Source organism: Pseudomonas sp. SDO5215_S409, from assembly GCF_054071325.1.
Window position 1 is genome coordinate 41721 of sequence record NZ_JBSVWN010000037.1, and the last position, 20693, is coordinate 62413.

General features: G+C 62.8%; 20 protein-coding genes and 1 pseudogene. 18 read left to right on the forward strand and 3 right to left on the reverse strand.

The window, feature by feature from the left end; all coding sequences use genetic code 11:
• Positions 1-181: 181 nt before the first annotated feature.
• Together ACW9H9_RS18780 and ACW9H9_RS18785 are read left to right on the forward strand one after the other, a co-directional pair.
• Positions 182-463 carry a BrnT family toxin gene (locus tag ACW9H9_RS18780; RefSeq protein WP_457344698.1) on the forward strand — a complete coding sequence of 94 codons (282 nt, stop codon included), beginning with the start codon at positions 182-184 and terminating at the stop codon, positions 461-463.
• Positions 464-466: 3 nt separating this feature from the next.
• On the forward strand, positions 467-811 hold the full coding sequence (locus ACW9H9_RS18785) for a BrnA antitoxin family protein (RefSeq protein WP_457344660.1): 345 nt from the start codon (positions 467-469) through the stop codon (positions 809-811).
• Positions 812-814: 3 nt separating this feature from the next.
• On the opposite strand, the gene pdxR is transcribed toward ACW9H9_RS18785, so the two are convergent.
• A complete protein-coding gene (gene pdxR, locus ACW9H9_RS18790; protein WP_457344659.1) occupies positions 815-2191 on the reverse strand; it encodes a MocR-like pyridoxine biosynthesis transcription factor PdxR in 1377 nt (458 codons plus the stop codon).
• A gap of 137 nt (positions 2192-2328) precedes the next feature.
• Between pdxR and ACW9H9_RS18795 the strand changes: the two genes are divergently transcribed.
• From ACW9H9_RS18795 to ACW9H9_RS18840, 10 genes and pseudogenes are all read left to right on the forward strand, one after another.
• Positions 2329-2805: a carboxymuconolactone decarboxylase family protein gene (locus ACW9H9_RS18795; protein WP_457344658.1), complete on the forward strand. Its 477-nt coding sequence runs from the start codon at positions 2329-2331 to the stop codon at positions 2803-2805.
• Positions 2798-3238 (forward strand): N-acetyltransferase family protein, encoded by a 441-nt coding sequence (locus tag ACW9H9_RS18800; RefSeq protein WP_457344657.1) that lies wholly within the window; start codon positions 2798-2800, stop codon positions 3236-3238. Before ACW9H9_RS18795 ends, ACW9H9_RS18800 begins: the two co-directional genes overlap by 8 nt.
• Positions 3235-3825 carry an FMN-dependent NADH-azoreductase gene (locus tag ACW9H9_RS18805; RefSeq protein WP_457344656.1) on the forward strand — a complete coding sequence of 197 codons (591 nt, stop codon included), beginning with the start codon at positions 3235-3237 and terminating at the stop codon, positions 3823-3825. Before ACW9H9_RS18800 ends, ACW9H9_RS18805 begins: the two co-directional genes overlap by 4 nt.
• 349 nt (positions 3826-4174) lie before the next feature.
• Entirely contained in the window at positions 4175-5626 is a 1452-nt protein-coding gene (locus tag ACW9H9_RS18810) for a serralysin family metalloprotease (RefSeq protein ID WP_457344655.1), read from the forward strand.
• Positions 5627-5765: 139 nt separating this feature from the next.
• Entirely contained in the window at positions 5766-6077 is a 312-nt protein-coding gene (locus ACW9H9_RS18815; protein ID WP_457344654.1) for an AprI/Inh family metalloprotease inhibitor, read from the forward strand.
• Positions 6074-7834: a type I secretion system permease/ATPase gene (locus ACW9H9_RS18820; protein ID WP_457344653.1), complete on the forward strand. Its 1761-nt coding sequence runs from the start codon at positions 6074-6076 to the stop codon at positions 7832-7834. The genes ACW9H9_RS18815 and ACW9H9_RS18820 overlap by 4 nt, the downstream gene beginning before the upstream one ends.
• Positions 7831-9165 (forward strand): HlyD family type I secretion periplasmic adaptor subunit, encoded by a 1335-nt coding sequence (locus ACW9H9_RS18825; RefSeq protein ID WP_457344652.1) that lies wholly within the window; start codon positions 7831-7833, stop codon positions 9163-9165. The genes ACW9H9_RS18820 and ACW9H9_RS18825 overlap by 4 nt, the downstream gene beginning before the upstream one ends.
• Positions 9166-9179: 14 nt before the next feature.
• A complete protein-coding gene (locus tag ACW9H9_RS18830; protein ID WP_457344651.1) occupies positions 9180-10562 on the forward strand; it encodes a TolC family outer membrane protein in 1383 nt (460 codons plus the stop codon).
• Positions 10563-10668: 106 nt separating this feature from the next.
• A complete protein-coding gene (locus tag ACW9H9_RS18835) occupies positions 10669-11817 on the forward strand; it encodes a MalY/PatB family protein (protein ID WP_457344650.1) in 1149 nt (382 codons plus the stop codon).
• A 230-nt stretch (positions 11818-12047) separates the two neighbouring features.
• A pseudogene (locus tag ACW9H9_RS18840) lies at positions 12048-14393 on the forward strand (hypothetical protein); the annotation flags it as partial.
• Positions 14394-14456: 63 nt separating this feature from the next.
• Here the strand turns inward: ACW9H9_RS18840 and ACW9H9_RS18845 are convergent.
• Positions 14457-14672, reverse strand: coding sequence for a TOBE domain-containing protein (locus ACW9H9_RS18845; RefSeq protein WP_457344649.1), 216 nt, complete (start codon positions 14670-14672; stop codon positions 14457-14459).
• A 317-nt stretch (positions 14673-14989) separates the two neighbouring features.
• Between ACW9H9_RS18845 and ACW9H9_RS18850 the strand changes: the two genes are divergently transcribed.
• From ACW9H9_RS18850 to ACW9H9_RS18870, 5 genes are all read left to right on the forward strand, one after another.
• On the forward strand, positions 14990-15952 hold the full coding sequence (locus ACW9H9_RS18850; RefSeq protein ID WP_457344648.1) for an aliphatic sulfonate ABC transporter substrate-binding protein: 963 nt from the start codon (positions 14990-14992) through the stop codon (positions 15950-15952).
• Entirely contained in the window at positions 15952-16785 is an 834-nt protein-coding gene (locus ACW9H9_RS18855; protein ID WP_457344647.1) for an ABC transporter permease, read from the forward strand. Before ACW9H9_RS18850 ends, ACW9H9_RS18855 begins: the two co-directional genes overlap by 1 nt.
• Before the next feature lie 3 nt (positions 16786-16788).
• Positions 16789-17502, forward strand: a complete 714-nt coding sequence (locus ACW9H9_RS18860; protein WP_457344646.1) for an ABC transporter ATP-binding protein — start codon at positions 16789-16791, stop codon at positions 17500-17502.
• Positions 17503-17598: 96 nt separating this feature from the next.
• Positions 17599-18558 (forward strand): threo-3-hydroxy-L-aspartate ammonia-lyase, encoded by a 960-nt coding sequence (locus tag ACW9H9_RS18865; RefSeq protein ID WP_457344645.1) that lies wholly within the window; start codon positions 17599-17601, stop codon positions 18556-18558.
• Positions 18559-18669: 111 nt separating this feature from the next.
• Positions 18670-19047: a RidA family protein gene (locus ACW9H9_RS18870; protein WP_457344644.1), complete on the forward strand. Its 378-nt coding sequence runs from the start codon at positions 18670-18672 to the stop codon at positions 19045-19047.
• 1 nt (position 19048) lies between these two features.
• Here the strand turns inward: ACW9H9_RS18870 and ACW9H9_RS18875 are convergent, their stop codons facing one another.
• Positions 19049-19678 (reverse strand): helix-turn-helix transcriptional regulator, encoded by a 630-nt coding sequence (locus ACW9H9_RS18875; RefSeq protein WP_457344643.1) that lies wholly within the window; start codon positions 19676-19678, stop codon positions 19049-19051.
• A 411-nt stretch (positions 19679-20089) separates the two neighbouring features.
• On the opposite strand from ACW9H9_RS18875, the gene ACW9H9_RS18880 reads away from it, so the two are divergent.
• Positions 20090-20693 (forward strand): ribonucleotide-diphosphate reductase subunit beta (locus ACW9H9_RS18880; protein WP_457344642.1); only part of this gene is annotated, 604 nt, incomplete at its 3' end.

The window sequence follows — 20693 nt, forward strand, 5'->3', positions numbered from 1 at the left end:
AAGCGCTGTAAATCCGATAATAAATTCAGAGTTTTCATACCCCGCGAATTGGCGTTTTCAGGCACACATCGGATGTTGCCCCTCTCAATATTGCTCCCCGGCAGATCGGACAACGTCTGCCTGGCAGCCGCCTGACCGACGGTCCCCTCAATCGCTTCTATATACATATAAAATATGCATACTGATGAACTTCAAGATTCAGTACGACCCTGCCAAAAACATCGCCAACCTACGCAAACACGGCGGCGTCAGCCTGGCCGACGCCGACGCGGTGCTTTTCGACGAAGCGGCATTGACCCTGCAAGACCGTGATCACGACGAAGCCCGTTGGATCACCCTGGGCAAGGACGCAAGCGGACGGCTGCTCGTGGTGGCTTACACCTATCGGGAACCGGACATCGTGCGAATCATCAGTGCCAGGCTGGCAACCCGGCATGAACGACGCCAGTATCAGGAGGCTTGAACCATGAAAGACGAATATGACTTCGGCAACGCCAAGCGCGGCGCTGTCGCCAGCGGCAAAGGCAAGACCCGCATCAGTATCATGCTCGACGACACGGTGATCGAGGCCGCACGCGCGCGCGCCGAAAGCGCGGGCATCGGTTATCAGACCGTCATCAATAACGTGCTGCGCCAGGTGTTGCTGTCTCAATACACCTACGACCTGACCAACCCCTCCAAACAACACGCAGCCTCGTTACACACGGTAAACGAGGGCATCACCCACTGTGATGTCGAGGCGTTGGAGCATCAACTGATCGCTGTTGCCCACGAGCTCAATCGCGTGTTCGGCACCCAAATCGACAAATAAGCCTCACGCGTCCACGGCAGCGGTGATGACACCGCGCAACACCTGCGCAGCGGCCATGGCCTCCTCCTGGGAGGTCACGTTGGTAAAGCCCATCATCAAGCCCTGCGCGCCGCCTGCCACGGTCCAGCGGGACAACGCCTGGACGCCCAGCCCCGCACGGTCGGCGCCGTCGGCCACCGCCTGGTCATCCACCGCCACCAACAGCCGGGCCAACAGGTTGATGCCGCCCGCCTGTTCATCCACGCGCAATAACGTGGCGCAATGGGTTTTCAGGGCGTGCACCAGCAACGCCCTGCGCTCGCGGTACAGCTGGCGCATTTTTTTCAGGTGCCGCGAGAAGTGCCCCTGTTCCAGAAATTCTGCGGTGGTGGCCTGCAGCAGTTCGGCGCTGCGGTTCTGCAACAGGCGAGCGCTGCGCCCGAACGTCGGCACCAGGGTTTGCGGCACCACCAGGTAGCCCAGGCGCAACCCCGGAAACAGCATTTTGCTGAAGCTGCCCGCGTAGATCACCCGGTCATGGGCGTCCTGGCTCTTGAGCGCGGCCAGCGGCTGGCCCTTGTAGCGAAATTCACTGTCGTAGTCGTCCTCGACCACCCAACTGCCCTGCTCTCGCGCCCACTCCAGCAAGGCCTGGCGGCGCGACGGGTGGAGGGCCACGCCCAGCGGACTCTGATGCGCGGGGGTGACAATCGCCAGGCGCGCCTGCGGGCCACGCCGCACGCCTTCGTCCACCTGCATGCCCTGGCGGTCCACCGGCACCGGCACCAGTTCAACGCTGCGGTGCACCAACAAACGCCGCGCATACAGGTAGCCCGGGTCTTCATACCAACACTGCTGGCCGGCCATTTCCAACGCATCGCAGACCAACCCCAGCCCGGCCGCGTAACCTGCGCTGACAAACACTTGCTCTGGCGAACACTCGATGCCCCGGTACAACGCCAGGTAATGAACGATGGCCACGCGCAGCGTGTGAACGCCCTGTTCGTCACCATTGGCCAGGCTGTTGAGGTCACTGCGCCGCACTTGGCGGGTCACTAGCCGTGCCCACAGTTTGCGCGGAAACCCATCGAGGGCGGGCAGGCCCATCTGCAACGGTCGGGGTGCCAGCGGCGATTCAGGCAGCGGCGCAACCACCGGCGCCGGCTTGATGGAACGTTGCGGCAGCGCATCGGCGATCACCGTGCCCGCTTGCCCGCGCGCCAGGAAAAACCCCTCACTCACCAGCAACTGATACGCCGTCTCGACCGTCCCCCGGGCCACCTTGAGTTCCTGCGCCAGGGCGCGCACCGACGGCACACGTTCGCCGGGGCGCAGCTGGCCCTGGTCGATGGCCTGGCGAAAGCGCCGGTAAATTTCCTGGTATTTGGGCAGAGACGGCATCGTTCACACGCTTATGGCAACTCAAAGGCCCAAGTCTGGGCATGTCCCAACCCGATTGTCCATTTTTGGCCCTACTGGGCCGTAAGGCCAGCCGCCAAAATGGCGTCGTTCCTTTACAGCCCTCAGGAAACACCGCCATGAAAGATCGTCTCGACTACGCCAAAACAGCGCCCTCCGGTTACGCCGCGCTCCTGGCCGTGCATAGCTACGTCCACGGCTGCGGCCTGGAAAAACCCCTGATTGACCTGGTGTACCTGCGCGTCTCGCAGCTCAACGGCTGCGCCTATTGCCTGGACTCCCACTCCCGCGACCTGCTCAAGCAAGGCATCAGCCTGGAAAAACTGGTGCTGCTGGCCGCCTGGCCCGAAGCGCTGCCGTTGTTCACCCTGCGTGAACGGGCCGCACTGGCCTGGGCTGAATCGGTCACCCGGGTGGCCGAGACCAACGTCCCGGACGCCGACTATGCCGAGCTGGCAGCCGTGTTCAATGACAAGGAAATCGCCGACTTGACCCTGGCGATTTCGATGATGAACGCCCTGAACCGCATCGGCGTGAGCTTTCGCAAAGTGCCCGCCGCCGTGAAGGCCCACATGGAGCATGGCAACGATGAATAATCAGGTCCAATTCGTGCAGATGGAAAGCGATGACGATTGCCGGGCCTGTTTTGCCGTGATGCAGCAATTGCGCGTCAAACTCAGCGACCCCGAAGCCTTTGTGCGCCAGGTCCAGCGCCAACGCGAAAACGGCTACCGCCTGCTCGCGGCCCGGGAAAACGGCAAGGTGCTGGGACTGGCGGGCTATCGGTTGACGGAAAACCTGCTGTACGGGCGTTTCATCTATGTGGACGACCTGGTGGTGGACGCCACCTTGCAACGTCGCCGCCTGGGCGAGCAGTTGTTGGACCACGTACGCCAGATCACCCGGGCGTTGGGCTACCCGTTCCTGGTACTGGACACCGGCATGCACATGCCATTGGCCCAGCGTTTCTACTTCCGCCAGGGCCTCCTGCCTCTGGGCATGCACTTTTCCCAGGATTTGACTCAATGACCCGCGCCCTGCTGCTGGCCTTCAGCCCACACGGCAAGGCAGCCGAAAACTATCAACTGGCCCGCACCGTAATCACTGAGCAATTGCCCCAGGCGCAGCTCACAGAGCGTGATTACCATGCGCTTCCACCGGTCACCCGCGACTACGCCATCGCGTTGACCGGCGGCCCTGATGACGGCGCGACGGACCGTTCCGAACAGTTGATCGTCGAACTGGAAAACTGCGACCTGCTGGTGATCTGCACCCCGATCCACAACTTCACCGTGCCCGCCGCGCTCAAAGGCTGGATCGACCACGTGGTGCGCATCCATCGCAGTTTCACGCTCAACGAGGCCTTTGAAAAAGTCGGTCTGCTCAATGACCGAAAGACCGTGGTGCTGGTCAGCTGCGGCAACTCACGCAAGGGCCATGAGCCGGACTTTCTCACGCCGTACCTGAGCGCCCTCCTGGCAATGCTGGGTATCCATTCGGTAACGTTTGTGTACTTGCCGGCCATGGTGCGCGGCCAGGAGGCGGTCAACTTGAGTGTTGCAAACGCTCGCGAACAGGTATGCCAGGCCCTGGACGAATGCGGGCCGCTTTTATGACAGTAAAAACCAAACTTCACAAAAAGAGTCAATTAAATAAACACTCAAACAGATTAAATAACGCACGTTTCCCGACGCCACTTTAAAAGTTTGAGTCTTTATTCAAACATTGAAATCATTACGCCATCAATCTTTGCACTTAGACCGGACTTATTTATATAAGTCCGGCACACCGCGTTAAATTATTTCCATTTTGAGACAGAGCGCAACAAAACAACCCTTCGCACCTCGTTCATATAACAAATCTGTCAGCATCCGCTCTCCTTGATCGGACACTTGTCAGGGCGAACCCGCCTGGGCGCGCCGCTGCCAAACAGCTGTCTAACTTTCTTATAAAGAGGTGCCATGTATGGCCGTAAAAAAACATGTCTGGGGTATTACTCCGGCGACACTACCCACGCTGTTACACGCTGACGCCAGCGGCGCGGTAAGTTCGGACTATCAGCAATTTGTCGGGTTTTATAACGAATACACGCGGGGCTCCGGCACCCTCAATGGCAAACCTTCCTACTCCATTGACCAGGCGGCGACACAAATAGACCGGCTTGGCCAGGTGTGGCATGACCAGAACCACAACGGCAAGATCGACCTGACTTACAGTTTCATCAGTTCCTCCAACCTGGCGAGCCAACTAGGCATGTCCGGGGTCAGTGGGTTCAATGCACAACAAAAGGCCCAGGCCGTATTGTCCATGCAGTCATGGGCCGACGTGGCCAATGTGACGTTCACCGAACGCGCATCCGGCGGTGAGGGGCATATCACGTTGGCCAACTATGCCAGTGGCCATGATGGCGCTTCGGCCTTTACCTACTACCCCGGGCCTTACAGCAACTCCGGCAGTTCCTGGTACTTGGTCAACAACAACTACACCGAAAACCTCACACCCGGCGTTGCCAACTTCGGGCGCCAGACCCTCACCCACGAACTGGGCCATGCCTTGGGCCTCGCACACCCGGGCGATTACGACGCCACCAACGGCAACCCGACCTACAACGACGTGACCTACGCCCAGGACACCCGCGGCTACAGCATCATGAGCTACTGGAGTGAAGCCAACACCGGCCAGGACTTCGCCAAGAACGGTGTGCAGTACTACGCCTCGGCGCCGATGCTGGACGACATTGCCGCCATCCAGAAACTCTATGGCGCCAACATGAGCACCCGTGCCGGTGACACCACGTATGGCTTTCACTCCAACACCGGTCGCGACTTCTACACCGCGAATTCGGCCTCGGACAAGCTGGTGTTTGCCGTGTGGGACGGCGGTGGCAACGACACCCTCGACTTCTCCGGCTACAGCGACAACCAGAAAATCAACCTCAACGCCGGTTCGTTCTCCGACGTCGGCGGCCTGGTGGGCAACGTCTCCATCGCCAAGGGGGTGACCATCGAAAATGCCATCGGCGGCTCCGGCAACGACATCCTGATCGGCAACGATGCCGCCAACGTACTGCGCGGTGGTGACGGCAACGACATCCTCTACGGCGGCGGCGGTGCCGACAAACTGTGGGGTGGCAACGGCGCCGATACCTTCCTGTTCACCCAATCGTCGGACTCCACGCCCAGGGCGTTTGATCAGATCATGGATTTCCAGAGCGGCATCGACAAGATCGACGTCACGGCCATCACCAAGGGCGTGGGGTTGCATTTCGTCAACGCGTTCAGCGGCCATGCCGATGAAGCCGTGCTGACCAACAACGTCAACGGTAGCAACCTGTACGTCGACTTTTCCGGGCACGGAACAGCGGACTTCCTGGTGACGACCGTTGGCCATGTGGCAACAACGGATATCGCTGCGTAACGCGATGACCCGAAGGGCGGTGCACGCGCACCGCCCTTCTCCCCGGAACGCCAGCGGAACCGCACTTATGACCCCTACCGTTTTGCATCGATACGCCAGCGGGCTCGCCTGGCTGATGATTTTTACTGGAGAAACCGCCATGGCGAACAGTTTGCAACTGGCCAACGCCCCTGCGTTGGCTGGCCAATGGCAGGCCTACCTGCAATCAGAATCCCACACGCGCTGCAGCGTGGCACTGGGGCCCGACAAAACCCTGGGCGGCGACCTCGACTGCCTGGCCGGCTGGCTTGAACAGCCACCGGCGGGCTGGTTTCCCGAGCCCGATGGGGTGTCGCTCACCGACGCGCAGGGCTCACGCCTCCTTCACCTGGGCAAACAGCAGGAGGGCGTGTATCAGAGCCTGCCCGGCGCACGCCCTGTCCTGGTCCTGCGTCGCAAGGATGCGCCATGAGCAAGGCCGTCGTCCCGTTGTTCAAAGTGCTCGCAGACTTCAAAAGCACACTGGCGAGCGTGGGTTGTTTTACCGCGCTGATCAACGTGCTGATGCTGGTGCCGTCGGTGTACATGCTGCAGGTGTATGACCGGGTGCTGACGTCGCAGAACGAAACCACGCTGGTGATGCTGACGTTGATGGTCGTCGGCTTCTTTGGCTTTATCGGCCTGCTCGAATGCGTGCGCAGCTTAATCGTCATACGCGTGGGCAGCGACCTGGAGCGGCGCTTGAACCTGCACGTCTACCGGGCCGCGTTCGAGCGTAACCTGAGCCAATCGGCAGGCAATGCGGGCCAGGCACTGGGGGACCTGACCCTGCTGCGCCAGTTCCTCACGGGGCCCGCCCTGTTCGCCTTTTTCGACGCGCCATGGTTTCCCGTCTACTTGCTGGTGATTTACCTGTTCAATGCCTGGCTGGGCTTGCTGGCCACCGGCGGTGCGCTGTTGTTGATGGCCCTGGCCTACCTGAATGAAGTCCTCACCCGGCGCCCCTTGCAAGAGGCCGGCCGCTACGCCCAGCGTTCCAGCCACCTGGCGACCAGCCACCTGCACAACGCCGAGGCGATCCAGGCCATGGGCATGTTGGGCGCATTGCGTGAGCGCTGGTTTACGCTGCAGAGCCACTTTTTGGGTTTGCAGAACCGCGCCAGTGACACCGGCTCGGTCATTGGCGCCGTGAGCAAAACCCTGCGGCTGTGCCTGCAATCGCTGGTGCTGGGCCTGGGCGCCCTGCTGGTGATCAAAGGCCAGATGTCTCCCGGCATGATGATCGCAGGCTCCATCCTGATGGGCCGGGTACTGAGCCCGATTGACCAGTTGATCGGCGTGTGGAAACAGTGGAGCGGCGCCCGCCTGGCCTACCGACGCCTCAATGAGCTGCTGCAGGCGTTCCCGCCCGGCCAGGTGGTGATGAACCTGCCCGCCCCGACCGGCCACATCCGCTTTGAACAGGTCAGCGCTGCGCCGCCCGGGCAACGCCTGGCCACGTTGCATCAGATCAGCTTTGAACTGGCCGCCGGTGAGGTATTGGGCGTGCTCGGCGCCTCCGGCAGCGGCAAGTCGACGTTGGCTCGTGTGCTGGTGGGCGTCTGGCCGGTACTGGGGGGCACGGTACGCCTGGACGGTGCCGATATTCACCGCTGGGACCGCGACCTGCTGGGCCCGCACATCGGTTACCTGCCGCAAACCATCGAGTTGTTCAGCGCCAGCGTGGCCGACAATATCGCCCGCTTTCGTCAGGCAGACCCCGAACGTGTGATACGCGCGGCCCGCCAGGCCGGCGTGCACGAGATGATCCTGCGCCTGCCCCAAGGCTACGACACCCTGTTGGGCGATGACGGCTGCGGGCTGTCGGGTGGGCAAAAGCAACGCCTGGCCCTGGCCCGCGCCCTGTATGGCGAGCCCAAACTGTTGGTGCTCGACGAACCCAACTCCAGCCTCGACACCGTCGGCGAAGCGGCGTTGGCCCACGCCATCAGCCAGATGAAAGCCCAGGGCACTACGGTGGTGCTAGTCACCCACCGCGCCTCGGCGCTCAAGCAGGCCGACAAACTGCTGGTGCTGGGGGACGGCTGCCTGCAAGCGTTCGGCCCCAGCGACGAGGTGCTCAAAGCCCTGTCCCCCCGGCAAGCATCAGACCCGGAAAAAGCCAGTGGCCCTGTCAGCCTGTCTTACGGCCGCCACTATCAAAGCAGCACTCGGAGCCCCGGCGCATGAACCTCTACACACAAAACGACCCACTGGCCCCGACACACCGCAGCTACGTGGAGCGCGACGCTGGCTTTTTTGCCCGCCTGGGCTGGGGGCTGGTCATCATCGGCGCTGGCGGGTTTTTCCTGTGGGCCAGCCTGGCCCCGCTTGACCAAGGCATCGCGGTTAACAGCACGGTGGTGGTGTCGGGCAAACGCAAGGCGGTGCAGTCGATCAGCGCCGGGATTGTCAGCCGCATCCTGGTGCACGAGGGCGAAACGGTACATCAGGGGCAAGCGCTGTTTCGCCTCGACACCACGCGCGCCGGGGCCGATGTGCAATCGTTGCAGGCCCAGTACCGCATGGCGTGGGCCACGCAGGCGCGCCTGCAAGCCGAGCGCGACAACCTCACGCACATCGACTTTCCCGCGTGGCCGGGCGGGCCTCCCGATGCCGACCTGACCACGGTGCTGGAAGGCCAGCGCCAGCTGTTCAGCAGCCGCCGCGAAGCGTTTTCCCGGGAGCAGTCAGGCCTGCACGCCAACATCGACGGCGCCACCGCGCAACTGGCGGGCATGCGTCAAGCGCGCAGCGACCTCACGGCCCAGGCCGATTCCTTGCGCCAACAACTGGCCAACCTGCAACCGCTGGCCGACAACGGCTACATCCCCCGCAACCGCCTGCTGGACTTTCAGCGACAGCTCTCGCAAGTCCAACAGTCGCTGGCCCAGAACACTGGCGAAAGCGGGCGCGTGGCGCAAGGCATCCTGGAAACCCGGTTGAAATTGCAGCAACAGACCGAGGAGTACCAGAAAGACGTCCGTGCCCAACTGGTCGATGCGCAACTCAAAAGCGTGACCCTGAACGAGCAACTGACTTCCGCCGGTTTCGACCTGCAACACAGCGACATCCTGGCCACGGCCGCAGGTGTCGCGGTCAACCTGGGCGTTCACACCGAAGGCGCCGTGGTGCGCCCCGGCGACACCTTGCTGGAGATCGTTCCACAAGACGCGCCGCTGGAAGTCGAGGGCCACCTGCCGGTCAACCTGGTGGACAAGATCGCACCCCATTTGCCGGTGGACATCCTCTTTACCGCCTTCAACCAAAGCCGCACGCCTCGGGTGTCGGGCGAAGTCAGCCTGATATCGGCAGACCAGTTGCTCGATGAAAAAACCGCCACCCCCTACTACATCGTGCGCAGCAGCGTCGACGCCCAGGCCCTGGGCAAACTCCACGACCTGGTGATCAAACCGGGCATGCCCGCGCAGATGTTTGTGCGGACCGGCGAACGCTCACTGCTCAACTATTTGTTCAAACCCCTGCTCGACCGGGCAGGTTCCGCGTTGACCGAACAATAAGGACCTGGCGACGAATGAAGACGCTGACTGTACCCGCCACCGCCCTGGCCCTGTTGGCCTGCAACACGGCCTTGGCCGCCATGGGCCCCTTCCAGGTTTACGAACAGGCGCTGCGCAACGACCCCGTCTACCTCGGTGCGCTCAAGGAGCGCGACGCCGGAGAGCAAAACCGCCAGATCGGCCGCGCGGGCCTGCTGCCGCACCTGTCCTACGACTACAACACGGGGCACAACACCTCCAAGGCCACGTTTCTGGATACCCAGCAAGGCTCGATCAGCCAGCGGCGCAACTACGACAGCTACGGCTCGACCCTGAGCCTGCAACAACCCTTGTTTGACTACGAGGCCTACGCCACCTACCGCAAGGGCATCGCGCAGGCCCTGTTTGCCGACGAGACGTTTCGCAGCAAAAGCCAAGAGTTGCTCGTGCGGGTCCTGACGGACTACACCCAGGCGTTGTTTGCCCAGGACCAGATCGACATCGCCGTGGCCAAAGAAAAAGCCTTCGAACAGTTGCGCCAGCAAAACCAGCAGCTGTTCATCCAGGGCGAAGGCACCCGTACCGATATCCTCGAAGCCCAGTCGCGCTTTGAATTGGCCACCGCCGAAGAACTCGAAGCCCGTGATGAACAGGACGCCTCACTGCGCGAACTGGCCGCGCTGACGGGCACCTCTGCGTTCAACATCGACGACCTCGCGCCCCTGGACGAGCACTTTCAGGCCCTGGCCTTGGAGCCGTCCGACTTCAACGCCTGGTCCACACACGCGATGAGCGACAACCCGCAACTGGCGTCACAGCGCCAAGCCATCGAGGTGGCCAGCAATGAAGTGGAGCGCAACCGCGCCGGGCACTTGCCCAAGATCACCGCCTACGCCAGCCTGCGCCAACAGCAGTCCGACAGCGGCAATACCTTCAACCAGCGTTACGACACCAACACCATTGGCATCGACATCAGCGTGCCGCTGTACAGCGGCGGCGGCGTTTCGGCCTCCACCCGCCAGGCCTACAGCGCGATGGAACAGGCCGAATTCGAGCTGGATGCAAAAACCCGCGAAACCCTCATCGAGCTGCGGCGCCAGTACAACGCGTGCCTGTCCGGGCGCAACAAGTTAACCGCGTATCGCAAGGCACTGGCGTCGGCGCAGGCCCTGGTGGTGTCCACTCAGCAGAGTGTCCTGGGCGGTGAACGGGTCAACCTCGATGTGCTCAATGCCCAACAACAGCTCTACACCACCCGTCGCGACTTGGCCAAAACCCGCTATGACTACTTGATCGCCTGGACCAAACTGCACTACTACGCCGGCACCCTGAACGAAGCCGACCTGGCCCATATTGACGAAAGCTTTTTGCGTGTCGATGCGCGCCCCGGGGGTGTCTATCGGACCGCCAAGCCATAAGCCGCGCAACGCCGGATCAAAAGGCCGCCTGCACCAGTGTTCGGGCGACGAGCATGGCGCTAGAATCAGCGCCTTTTCTCGCCTGCCTCCTTGATACGAGCCCGCCATGAGCTTTGATTTCGACACGATCCACCCCCGCCTCGGCACCGGCAGCACCAAATGGAACCGCTACCCCCAAGACGTGCTGCCGATGTGGATCGCCGACATGGACATCGCCGCGCCGCCGGCGATCCTGCACGCCTTGCACCAGCGCATCGACCAGCAGGTGCTCGGCTACAGCGTGGCAGGCGATGAGGTGCGTGCGGCCATCGTCGCCGACCTGTGGGCCAAATACGCCTGGCGCGTCGCCCCTGAAGAATTGCTGTTTTTGCCCGGCGTCGAACCCGGCTTCAACATGGCGTTGCATGCGTTTGTGCAGCCGGGTCAGCCGGTGGTGCTGCAAACCCCCAACTATCGCCCGATCCGCCTGGCGCCCGGGCACTGGAACCTGCCAAGGATCGAAGTGCCCTTTGAACTGGCAGGCAACGGTGAATACCTCACGCCCCTGCCCGCCCTGCGCCAGGCACTGAACGGCGCGGGCGCGTTGCTGCTGAGCAACCCGCACAACCCGCTGGGCAAGGTGTTCCCCCGTGACGAATTGCTGGCCGTAGCCACCGCGTGCCTGGAGCACGGCGCGCTGATCATCTCCGATGAAATCCACGCCGACCTGTGCTTCGACGGGCGCCGCCACATTCCCACCGCCAGCCTGAGCCCCGAGATTGCGCAGCGCACCATCACCCTGATGTCGGCCAGCAAGGCGTATAACGTGGCCGGGCTCAAGACCTGCTTTGCGGTGGTCCAGAACCCTGCGATCCGCGAGCGCTTCAACCAGGCCCGCTGCGGCATGGTCGACAGCGTCAGCCCCCTGGGGCTGGAAGCCACGCGGGCGGCCTACAGTGATTGCGGGCAATGGCTTGAAGCATTGCGGGCCTACCTGCAAGCCAACCGCGACTACCTGCTCGACGCCGTGCGCACCCGCTTGCCCGGGGTGGTCATGCACGCGCCGCAAGGCACCTACCTGGCATGGCTCGATTGCAGCGCATTGGGCCTGCACGACCCACAGCAGTTTTTTCTGGAGCACGCCAAGGTCGGCTTGAGCGCCGGCCTCGAGTTTGGTGACGACACCCAACAGTTCGTCCGCTTGAATTTCGGCTGCCCAAGGGCCCTGCTCGAAGAAGGCCTGGCGCGTATGGCCCGCAGCCTGCAAGCGCGTTAACACTCAATTCACAACGTTTCGCAACGCCGCTAAAACGCCTGCTGTTACTGTTTTCGGACCCGTCCCCGGTCACAGCAGGAGCCCCTTTTATGGCGACGCAGCCGCTGAATCGTTGGTCCGAACCCAAGTCCCCGCCCTCCAAAGCCCTCGATTCCGGCGTCGCGTTTCATACGCTGCTCAAGCACAGCGCCACTCACAAGGCAGGCGCCCAGGACAAGACCGTCTCGGGGCTCAAGGCCAGCCAGGACCAGGGCTACGTCCTGGCCCCCAAGGACGCGACCGCACCGGACAACCTCAGCAGCTACAAGGCCATCGGCCCACCCGACGAAGTCGGCCCCGGCCTGATCCGATACGAAACCAGCGAAGGCAAGGTGATCGTCTCCAAGGCACTCAGCCCCCAGCTGTACGATGACGTCCTGGCCAAGTGGACCGACTTCAGCGCGGGCGGCATCGATGACACCCGCGCCCAGCACAACCTGCCCAAGCCAGGCGACCTGGACGTGCTGAACATGGACACCGGCGTGCACGCCGACAAGGACGACGACACGTCACCGACCCTGTCGGTGAGCGAGCTGGCCACCACCGGGCTGATCGACACCTACCGCGCCGGGGTCAAGGACGGCTCGATTCCCAAGGACGACCCGCGGGCCAAGCTGGTACGGGCGCTGGAGGCCCAGGCCGCCTATCAGAATGGCCATGGCATCACCGGTTATGAAGAAGCCAAGCGGCCGTTCAACACCACCTGGCGCGAGTTCGACGACCATCAGACCGAACTGACGTCGGCCGACATGCACGACATCATCGACGGCAAGGCCGTGCAAAAACAGATCGGCGAACTGTTCAACGACCCGACGATCCAGGCCGATTACAAGGCCAAGATGGACGATGCCATCAACCACCTGCCCAACAAGGACGAGATCAAGCAGAAACTGCTCGACCTCACCAGCAACCCCGACTACGTGCTTTACCTCAAGGACCTGCAAAACCAAGGCAAGACCTCCGAGGCGCAAAAAGACTTGAGCGACACGCTCACCTCGCTGTCGCTGTTCGACCCCGAAGCGGCCAGCAAGGCGGCGCAAAACATTCAGGCCGACGGCCTGACCACCGACCTCAATGCGATCCTGTCGGACCCCAGCAAGATCTCCGACGAAAACAAAGCACTGGCCACCAAAGACCTGTTCGGCCTGCTCAAGGGGGTGCTCAAGGGCAGCCTGCTCGACCTGCCGCGCAGGTCCCAGGAAACCATCGAGAAATTCCTTAACGAGGGCTTGCAAGGCAAGGAAAAATCTTCGGCCGTGACCCAGGCCCTGGAAGAGTTGGGCGAGGTCTACAAAAACAACGGCGTCATCACTGAAAGCGACCTGAACACCGCCCTGAACAAACCCTATATTCCGATCGCCGACCGGGGCACCCTCGGCGAGGTGTTCCATACGCTCAACAGCAAGGGCATCCTCGGCTCCCTGGGCGCGGGTGTGAGCCTGTTCTCGGCGATTTACCAACTGGTGGGCAAAGGCGGCAAGCTGGGTGAAACCCCGGCCCAGCGCATGACCATCGCCAAGGACTTCTTGAGTTTTGCCGGTGGCTCCAGCCACTTTGTGCGCCTGGGTGACAAGATCGGTGAAACCCTGGGCAAGGGCGGGCTGGTGGACTTTTTGGGGCTGGACAAAACCCTGCCGGAGATCTGGGGCAAGACCGGTTTGCAGGAGCCCAACTTCGAGTTTCGCGTGACCGAGCTGCCGCCGGACGTCAAGGCCAAGATCGCCACGGCCCTGGACGCGGTGCCCGACAGCCAGTACGACGGTATTTCCAAGCTCTTTGGCGAGGGCGACAAAGCGGTCGCCGAGGCGACCGACGGCCTGGCCACCCATTTGGACGACGGGCTCGCCGCGGCAGGTGCAGCCAAGCTCGGCGCGTCCAAGTCGGCCAAGATCGCAGGGTCGGTGATCAAGATCCTGGGCCCCGCCACCGACATCGCCGGCGGCTTTGCCGACATCGTGCTGGGCGCCCTGGCCATCAAGGCCGGGGTAGACAGCAAAGACCCGCTGGCCCAGGCCGCCGGTGGCCTGCAAGTGGCGGGCGGGGCCTTCGGCGCCTCGGCCGGAGTACTCGGCGCGGCGGCGCTGTTTGGCGCGGGCACCGCAGCGGCACTGACCGGGCCGCTGTTTCTGGTGGGGGTGGTACTGGCGGTGGTCGGCGGGATCATCGGCTACTTTGTCGACCACAACAAAAAGCAGAAGGCGACCGAGAAGGAAAACGCGTGGTATCACGACCTGGCAGGCGATGGCCTGCTACAAGACAACTGGGCCGACAAGGTCGAGTACGCCCATTACGCCATCCACCACTACCATGGCCGCGAGGCCCCGAGTGACGACAGCCTGTTCCGCTTCCAGCAGTCGGAATGGGAACACTTCGATGCCACCCCGCAAAGCGGCGGCTCGTCGAGCAACCGGCTGGACGGCAACTTGCACCAGCACTACGACGACCCGAACAAAGCACCCAGAAACCTGCCCAGCGATGCACCACCACCCCGGCCCGACCCGCACCCACCGGGCGGTGCCGGGGTGAAAATCGCCTGAGCCGAGGCGATCTCAGCCTTGTTGTGAGCGGGCGTGCCCCGCGCCAGGTGGCGCGGCGTCGGCTCACAGCTTGGCGATGGACACTTCCGTTGATTTGACGAACGCAATCACTTCGCTGCCAACCTTCAATTCCAGGTCCCGCACCGAGCGGCTGGTGATCACCGACGTCACGATCCCCGATGCGGTTTGCACGTCGATCTCGGACACCACCTCACCCACCAGGATCTCCTTGATCACACCCTTGAACTGGTTGCGCACGTTAATCGCTTTGATGGTCATACAGGCTTTCCTTTTAACGGTTAAGTGATCCGCACAAATGCGCAGGCCCTCAAAGTGCCCTATCCGTTAAAACAATAAAAAGAATATATAACGCTTTATTTATTCTACAAAAGCATAAGCAACTGTCTGCCCAGCAACAGCCCATCAACAGATTGCACGCCAGCGCCACAGCGTCTTCAGGCGCCACTCCCGTAAACCCTGGCGGCCGCCCTTGGCACAGAGACTGCATATTCCTGTATTGCATGATGGAACATGCCAATTCAGCTTTATGAATATAAGAAACGCCTTCTCTTTTTCGCCTTGTCCGGAGCTGTTCCATGAAACCCTTCGCTCACTTGTTGTTAAGCGCCTGCGCCCTCGCCTTCAGCCTGAACACCGTGGCCCACGCCGTCGAGGCCGACCCCGCCGAGGTCCATCTGGACTACGCCTATTACTCCCCCGTCAGCCTGGTGCTCAAGCATTTCGGCTGGCTGGAACAGGCCCTGCCGCACACCACCGTCGGTTGGGTGTTGAGCCAGGGCAGCAACCGCTCGCTGGAATACCTCAACAGCGGCGGCGTGGACTTCGCCTCGTCTGCCAGCCTGTCAGCCGTGCTGAGCCGGGCCAATGGCAGCCCGATCAAGTCGGTGTACGTCTACAGCCGCGCCGAGTGGACCGCCCTGGTGGTGCGCAAAGACTCGACCCTGCACACCGTCGCCGACCTCAAAGGCAAAAAGATCGCCGCCACCAAAGGCACCGATCCTTACCTGTTCACCCTGCGCAGCCTGCAAAAGGCCGGGTTGAAAAAAGATGACGTGGAACTGGTCCACCTGCAGCACCCGGACGGGCGCACCGCGCTGGAAAAAGGTGACGTCGACGCCTGGGCCGGCCTGGACCCGCACATGGCCGCCAGTGAACTGCAAGCCGGCTCGCGCCTGCTGTACCGCAACAAAGACTTCAACAGCTACGGCGTGGTCAGCGTGACCGAAGCCTTCGCCAAGGCCCATCCGCAGACCATCACCAAGGTGCTGGGCGCCTACGAAAAAGCCCGCGACTGGGCGGTGAAGCACCCTGACGAATTCGCCCAATTGCTGGCCACCGAATCCGGCCTGCCGCTGGACGTGGCCAAGCTGCAACTGAGCCGCACCGACCTCGCCAACCCCTTGCTGACAGCGCAAGACGTAGCGGCCTCCAAGGCGGCAGCGCCGATCCTGGTGTCTGAAGAATTGGTGCGCAAAGGCGTCAATGTCGACCAGGTGATCGATCAGTTGATCGACCCCTCCTTTGGCCAGGCCCTGTGATGACCAGCAACAGCCAGCCACTGCCCGCACACTTGGCAACGCCTGCGCCCCGCCGTTGCCGCACGTGGCCGCGTCGTTTCAAGGGCCTGGCGTTGCCCGTGCTGATCCTGCTGATTCTGGAAGCGGTGGTGCGCATCGGCTGGTTGCCGTCCTACCAGATGCCAGCGCCCAGCGAGATCGCCGCCACCCTGGTGGACCTGGCCGAAGGCGCCCTGTGGAAACACATCGGCGCCAGCCTGTTGCGGGTGCTGCTGGGGTTTGCCATTGGCGCCAGCCTGGCCCTGGCATTTGCCGCCTGGGTGGGGTTGAGCCGCGAGGCCGAAGCGTGGCTGGAGCCCACCTTCGCTGGCCTGCGCTCCATTCCGAGCCTGGCCTGGGTGCCGCTGTTGCTGCTGTGGCTGGGAATCGATGAAACCTCCAAGGTGGTGTTGATCGCCATTGGCGCGTTTTTCCCGGTGTACCTCAACGGCGTCGCGGCCATCCGCAACATCGACCGCAAGCTGGTGGAGGTGGGGCACATGTATGGCTTCAGCCGACGGCGCCTGGTCCGCCGCATTCTGCTGCCCGCCGCCCTGCCCGGCCTGTTCACTGGCTTGCGCAGCGGCTTGAGCCTGGCGTGGATGTTTCTGGTGGCCGCCGAGTTGATCGCCGCAACCCGAGGCCTGGGCTACCTGCTCAGCGACGGGCGCGAAACGTCACGGCCCGACATCGTGCTGGCAGCCATCATCGTGCTCGCCCTGCTGGGCAAAATCAGTGACGGCCTGCTGGCCGCCCTGGAAAAACGCTGCCTGGCCTGGCGCGACACGTTCAACGGCCAGGGCGCAACGGAGTAAATCATGAGCCAAGCCTTGCTGGACATTCGCGTGACGCGCAAAAGCTTTGCCGACACCACCGTACTCAAAGACGTGCACCTGACCTTGCAACCGCGCGAAACCGTGAGCCTGCTGGGCCCCAGTGGCTGCGGCAAAAGCACCTTGCTGCGCATCGTCGCCGGGCTGGAACAAGACTTTGTCGGCGAGTTGCACAGCCGCGGCGCCGAGGTCGCGTTTGTGTTTCAGGAACCGCGCCTGATGCCCTGGCTGACGGTGGAACAAAACATCGGTTTCAGCGACGACGGGCACTACGACAAGGCCTGGGTGAACCAACTGATTGACGAAGTCGGCCTGAATGGCTTCGCCCAGGCGCTGCCCAAGGCCTTGTCCGGCGGCATGGCCCAGCGGGTGGCGATCGCTCGCGGCCTGTACTCGCGCCCGCAGGTGTTATTGCTGGACGAACCGTTCAGCGCCGTGGATGCCTTCACCCGCATGAAACTGCAGGACCTGCTGCTGCAACTGGCCGATCATCACGCCATCGCCTTGCTGCTGGTGACCCACGATGTGGACGAAGCGCTGTACCTGAGTGACCGGGTACTGGTAATGGACAACCGGCCGAGCCGTATTCGCCAGGCACTGGCGGTGGACCTGCCCCACCCCCGGGATCGGCGCGACCCGCTGCTGGCCGCGCTCAAGGCGCAGTCGCTAACCGAGTTGCAGCGGGCTCACGTTATCTAGCGAGAACCTTGGGATTTACAAACTGTATAGTTATGGATATTTTATCCAAACACTACAAAACGGCCACCGCGCCCGAGTCAATCCCCGAGGTCTCGCATGCAACCGTCTCTCTACGCCGACGTCATCGCCGCCGCCCAGCGCCTGGAAGGTTTTGCCCACGCCACGCCGGTGTTCACCTCACGGACCCTGGACGCCGAAACCGGTGCCCAGGTGTTCATCAAGTGCGAAAACCTGCAGCGCACCGGCTCGTTCAAGTTTCGTGGCGCGTTCAATGCCCTGTCGCAGTTTGACGAGCAGCAACGCCGCGCCGGGGTAGTGGCGTTTTCTTCGGGCAACCATGCGCAGGGCATCGCCCTGGCCGCGCAGTTGTTGAACATCCCGGCGACCATCGTGATGCCTACCGACGCACCGGCGGCCAAGATCGAAGCGACCCGCGGCTACGGCGCCACCGTGGTGCTGTACGACCGCTTCACCGAAGACCGTGAACAGATCGGCCGCACCCTCGCCCAGGCCCACGGCCTGACGCTGATCCCGCCGTACGACCACCCCCACGTACTCGCCGGTCAAGGCACCGCCGCCAAGGAGCTGCTGGAATTCACCGGCCCGCTCGACGCCCTGTTCGTCGGCCTCGGCGGGGGCGGCATGCTCTCGGGCACGGCCCTGTCCACCCGCGCGCTCGCCCCGGATTGCCGCCTGTACGGCGTGGAGCCCGAGGCCGGGAATGACGGCCAGCGTTCGTTCAAAAGCGGCAGCATCGTGCACATCGACACCCCGGTGACCATCGCCGACGGCGCCCAGACCCAACACCTGGGCAACCACACCTTCCCGATCATCCGCGACAAGGTGAACGACATCCTGACCGTGTCCGACGCCGAGTTGGTGGACACCATGAGGTTTTTCATGCAGCGCATGAAGATGGTGGTGGAACCTACCGGCTGCCTGGGCCTGGCCGCCTTGCGCCAGCTCAAGGACCAATTTCGCGGCCAGCGGGTGGGCGTGATCGTCACCGGCGGCAACGTGGATATCGACAAGTACGCGGGCCTGCTCCAAGGCTGACCGCGCCTTCTGCCCCCAAGACCGCAGCGCCCGAACGGTGCGCTGACGGGCGCCTGTTGCCCGCTGTTCATGCAGCCGACTCAATCAACCCGCGTACTGAGAGCCGCCCCGATGAAGATCTTGCACACCCCCGACGCCTCGCCACCCGCCGGCCATTACGCGCAAGCCGTGAGCCACCTGGGCACGTTGTATATCTCCGGGCAATTGCCGGTGAACGCCGATGGCAGCCATAACCTCGACGCCTCGTTTGCCGAACAGGCCCAGGTGGCCCTGGGCAACCTGCTGGCGATCCTCAAGGCGGCTGGCGGCACCCCGCAGGACTTGGTGAAAGTCACGGTGTATGTCGCCGGTGTGAAGCACTGGCCGGCATTCGACCGCGTGTATGCCGCCGCCCTGGGCAACCATCGCCCCGCCAGGGTCGTGGTGCCGGTGCCGGAGTTGCACCACGGCTACCTGGTGGAGATCGAAGCCGTGGCGCGCGCGGCCTGAGTCACTTGGCGTAGGTGTAGACCGCCGCCCGGGAGACGCCCAAGTGCGCGGCCACGGTTTCCATGGCCCGACGGATGTCCATCACCCCGGCGTCTTTGAGCTCTTGCATCAGCAGGCGCCGGTCGGCGGCTTTGAGTGCACGCGGGGTGGTGGCCAGGCGAGCGGCGAACTGGTCAATGCGCGCCCGGATCGCGTCGGCGCCGGACGGGTCCAGCGACTCGCCCAGCGGCTTGTCACCGCTGAGGGCGCTGAACTGCTCGAGCATGCCCTGCAAGCCACGAAACAGCGACAAATCCACGTTCATGCACAAGGCCGCGACGTACTTGCCGCTGGAGTCTTTGATGCCAATAGAGGTGCTCTTGACCTGACGCCCGTCGCTGAGTTGGTTCGGGTAATTGGCCACCACTTGCGGGTAGTCGGGGTCGGCAATGCGCGCCAGCCCAAGCTCGGTGGCCGGGTCACCGGGCTGGCGCCCGGAGAGGTTGTTGTGAATGGCCAGGATTGCCTGCTCCGGGTCGCGCAGGTCGTGCAGCACAACCTCGCAAAACGGGCTGAAGGTCTTGCTCAGGCCTTCGGCAATCTGTTCGAGTTGGCTGATCAGAGCGGTGTGTTCGGGCGTGTGTTTTTTCATCGAGACAACATATCCAGTAGTGGACAGAGCGTCAATTCTGCCCCACCACAGGTGTTGCGCTCCAGGGCTCAGGCATCCTCAAGAATCAGGTCGGCGCCCTTCTCTGCCACCATTAGCACCGCGGCGTGGGTGTTGCCCGAGGTGACATTTCGCAAACGCTCTTTTGTTTAGGGGGAGCTGGTTGGCGAATTTTTAGCACCGGCGGGCCAGGCGGCCGTAACCATTAAAAGTCATGGGGGTATGAGCGGCGGTCATGGCCCTGCGACAACGTGCCAGATCTTGTGCGTTGACCATCTTTGTTACACACCATATAGTGTGCCCATTCCAATAAACGACCACTACATAGTGTATTTGCAACCACCTTGTAGCCTGTAACCCCTTATTTTTCGAGCACCAGGAAGGAGAATTTCAATGCTGAGCTGGGATGAAGCCGACAGCGAAGACACCGGCACCGCGGCGCTCAAGCACGCGACCGCCACCGAGCCCACCATGGACCGCCTCGACGGCGCCGGCGCTGCCGCCGCCATCGAAGCCCGCGCCGTCACCGCCAGTGACTCCGCCGCCATCATCCGCGCCAAGGCCGCCCTGGACAAACTCGACGTCGCCGAAGGCCTGGCCGAACTCGAAGGCGCCTCCGCCCGCGTCGCCGTTGACGAAAAGCGCATGATCAACTGCCGCGCCGACCTCAACCAGCTCGTGCCGTTCAAGTACGACTGGGCCTGGCAAAAGTACCTCGACGGCTGCGCCAACCACTGGATGCCGCAAGAGGTCAACATGACCGCCGACATCGCCCTGTGGCGAAACCCCGAAGGCCTGACCGACGACGAACGCCGCATCGTCATGCGCAACCTGGGCTTCTTCTCCACCGCCGACTCCCTAGTGGCCAACAACCTGGTACTGGCCGTTTACCGCCTGATCACCAACCCGGAATGCCGCCAGTACATCCTGCGCCAGGCGTTCGAAGAGGCGATCCACACCCACGCTTATCAGTACTGCATCGAATCGCTGGCCATGG

Excerpts from the sequence above, each read along its gene's own strand:
- ACW9H9_RS18785 (WP_457344660.1), top strand. The coding sequence starts at position 467 with ATGAAAGACGAATATGACTTCGGCAACGCCAAGCGCGGCGCTGTCGCC.
- pdxR (WP_457344659.1), bottom strand. The coding sequence starts at position 2,191 with ATGCCGTCTCTGCCCAAATACCAGGAAATTTACCGGCGCTTTCGCCAG.
- ACW9H9_RS18795 (WP_457344658.1), top strand. The coding sequence starts at position 2,329 with ATGAAAGATCGTCTCGACTACGCCAAAACAGCGCCCTCCGGTTACGCC.
- ACW9H9_RS18800 (WP_457344657.1), top strand. The coding sequence starts at position 2,798 with ATGAATAATCAGGTCCAATTCGTGCAGATGGAAAGCGATGACGATTGC.
- ACW9H9_RS18805 (WP_457344656.1), top strand. The coding sequence starts at position 3,235 with ATGACCCGCGCCCTGCTGCTGGCCTTCAGCCCACACGGCAAGGCAGCC.
- ACW9H9_RS18810 (WP_457344655.1), top strand. The coding sequence starts at position 4,175 with ATGGCCGTAAAAAAACATGTCTGGGGTATTACTCCGGCGACACTACCC.
- ACW9H9_RS18815 (WP_457344654.1), top strand. The coding sequence starts at position 5,766 with ATGGCGAACAGTTTGCAACTGGCCAACGCCCCTGCGTTGGCTGGCCAA.
- ACW9H9_RS18820 (WP_457344653.1), top strand. The coding sequence starts at position 6,074 with ATGAGCAAGGCCGTCGTCCCGTTGTTCAAAGTGCTCGCAGACTTCAAA.
- ACW9H9_RS18825 (WP_457344652.1), top strand. The coding sequence starts at position 7,831 with ATGAACCTCTACACACAAAACGACCCACTGGCCCCGACACACCGCAGC.
- ACW9H9_RS18830 (WP_457344651.1), top strand. The coding sequence starts at position 9,180 with ATGAAGACGCTGACTGTACCCGCCACCGCCCTGGCCCTGTTGGCCTGC.
- ACW9H9_RS18835 (WP_457344650.1), top strand. The coding sequence starts at position 10,669 with ATGAGCTTTGATTTCGACACGATCCACCCCCGCCTCGGCACCGGCAGC.
- ACW9H9_RS18845 (WP_457344649.1), bottom strand. The coding sequence starts at position 14,672 with ATGACCATCAAAGCGATTAACGTGCGCAACCAGTTCAAGGGTGTGATC.
- ACW9H9_RS18850 (WP_457344648.1), top strand. The coding sequence starts at position 14,990 with ATGAAACCCTTCGCTCACTTGTTGTTAAGCGCCTGCGCCCTCGCCTTC.
- ACW9H9_RS18855 (WP_457344647.1), top strand. The coding sequence starts at position 15,952 with ATGACCAGCAACAGCCAGCCACTGCCCGCACACTTGGCAACGCCTGCG.
- ACW9H9_RS18860 (WP_457344646.1), top strand. The coding sequence starts at position 16,789 with ATGAGCCAAGCCTTGCTGGACATTCGCGTGACGCGCAAAAGCTTTGCC.
- ACW9H9_RS18865 (WP_457344645.1), top strand. The coding sequence starts at position 17,599 with ATGCAACCGTCTCTCTACGCCGACGTCATCGCCGCCGCCCAGCGCCTG.
- ACW9H9_RS18870 (WP_457344644.1), top strand. The coding sequence starts at position 18,670 with ATGAAGATCTTGCACACCCCCGACGCCTCGCCACCCGCCGGCCATTAC.
- ACW9H9_RS18875 (WP_457344643.1), bottom strand. The coding sequence starts at position 19,678 with ATGAAAAAACACACGCCCGAACACACCGCTCTGATCAGCCAACTCGAA.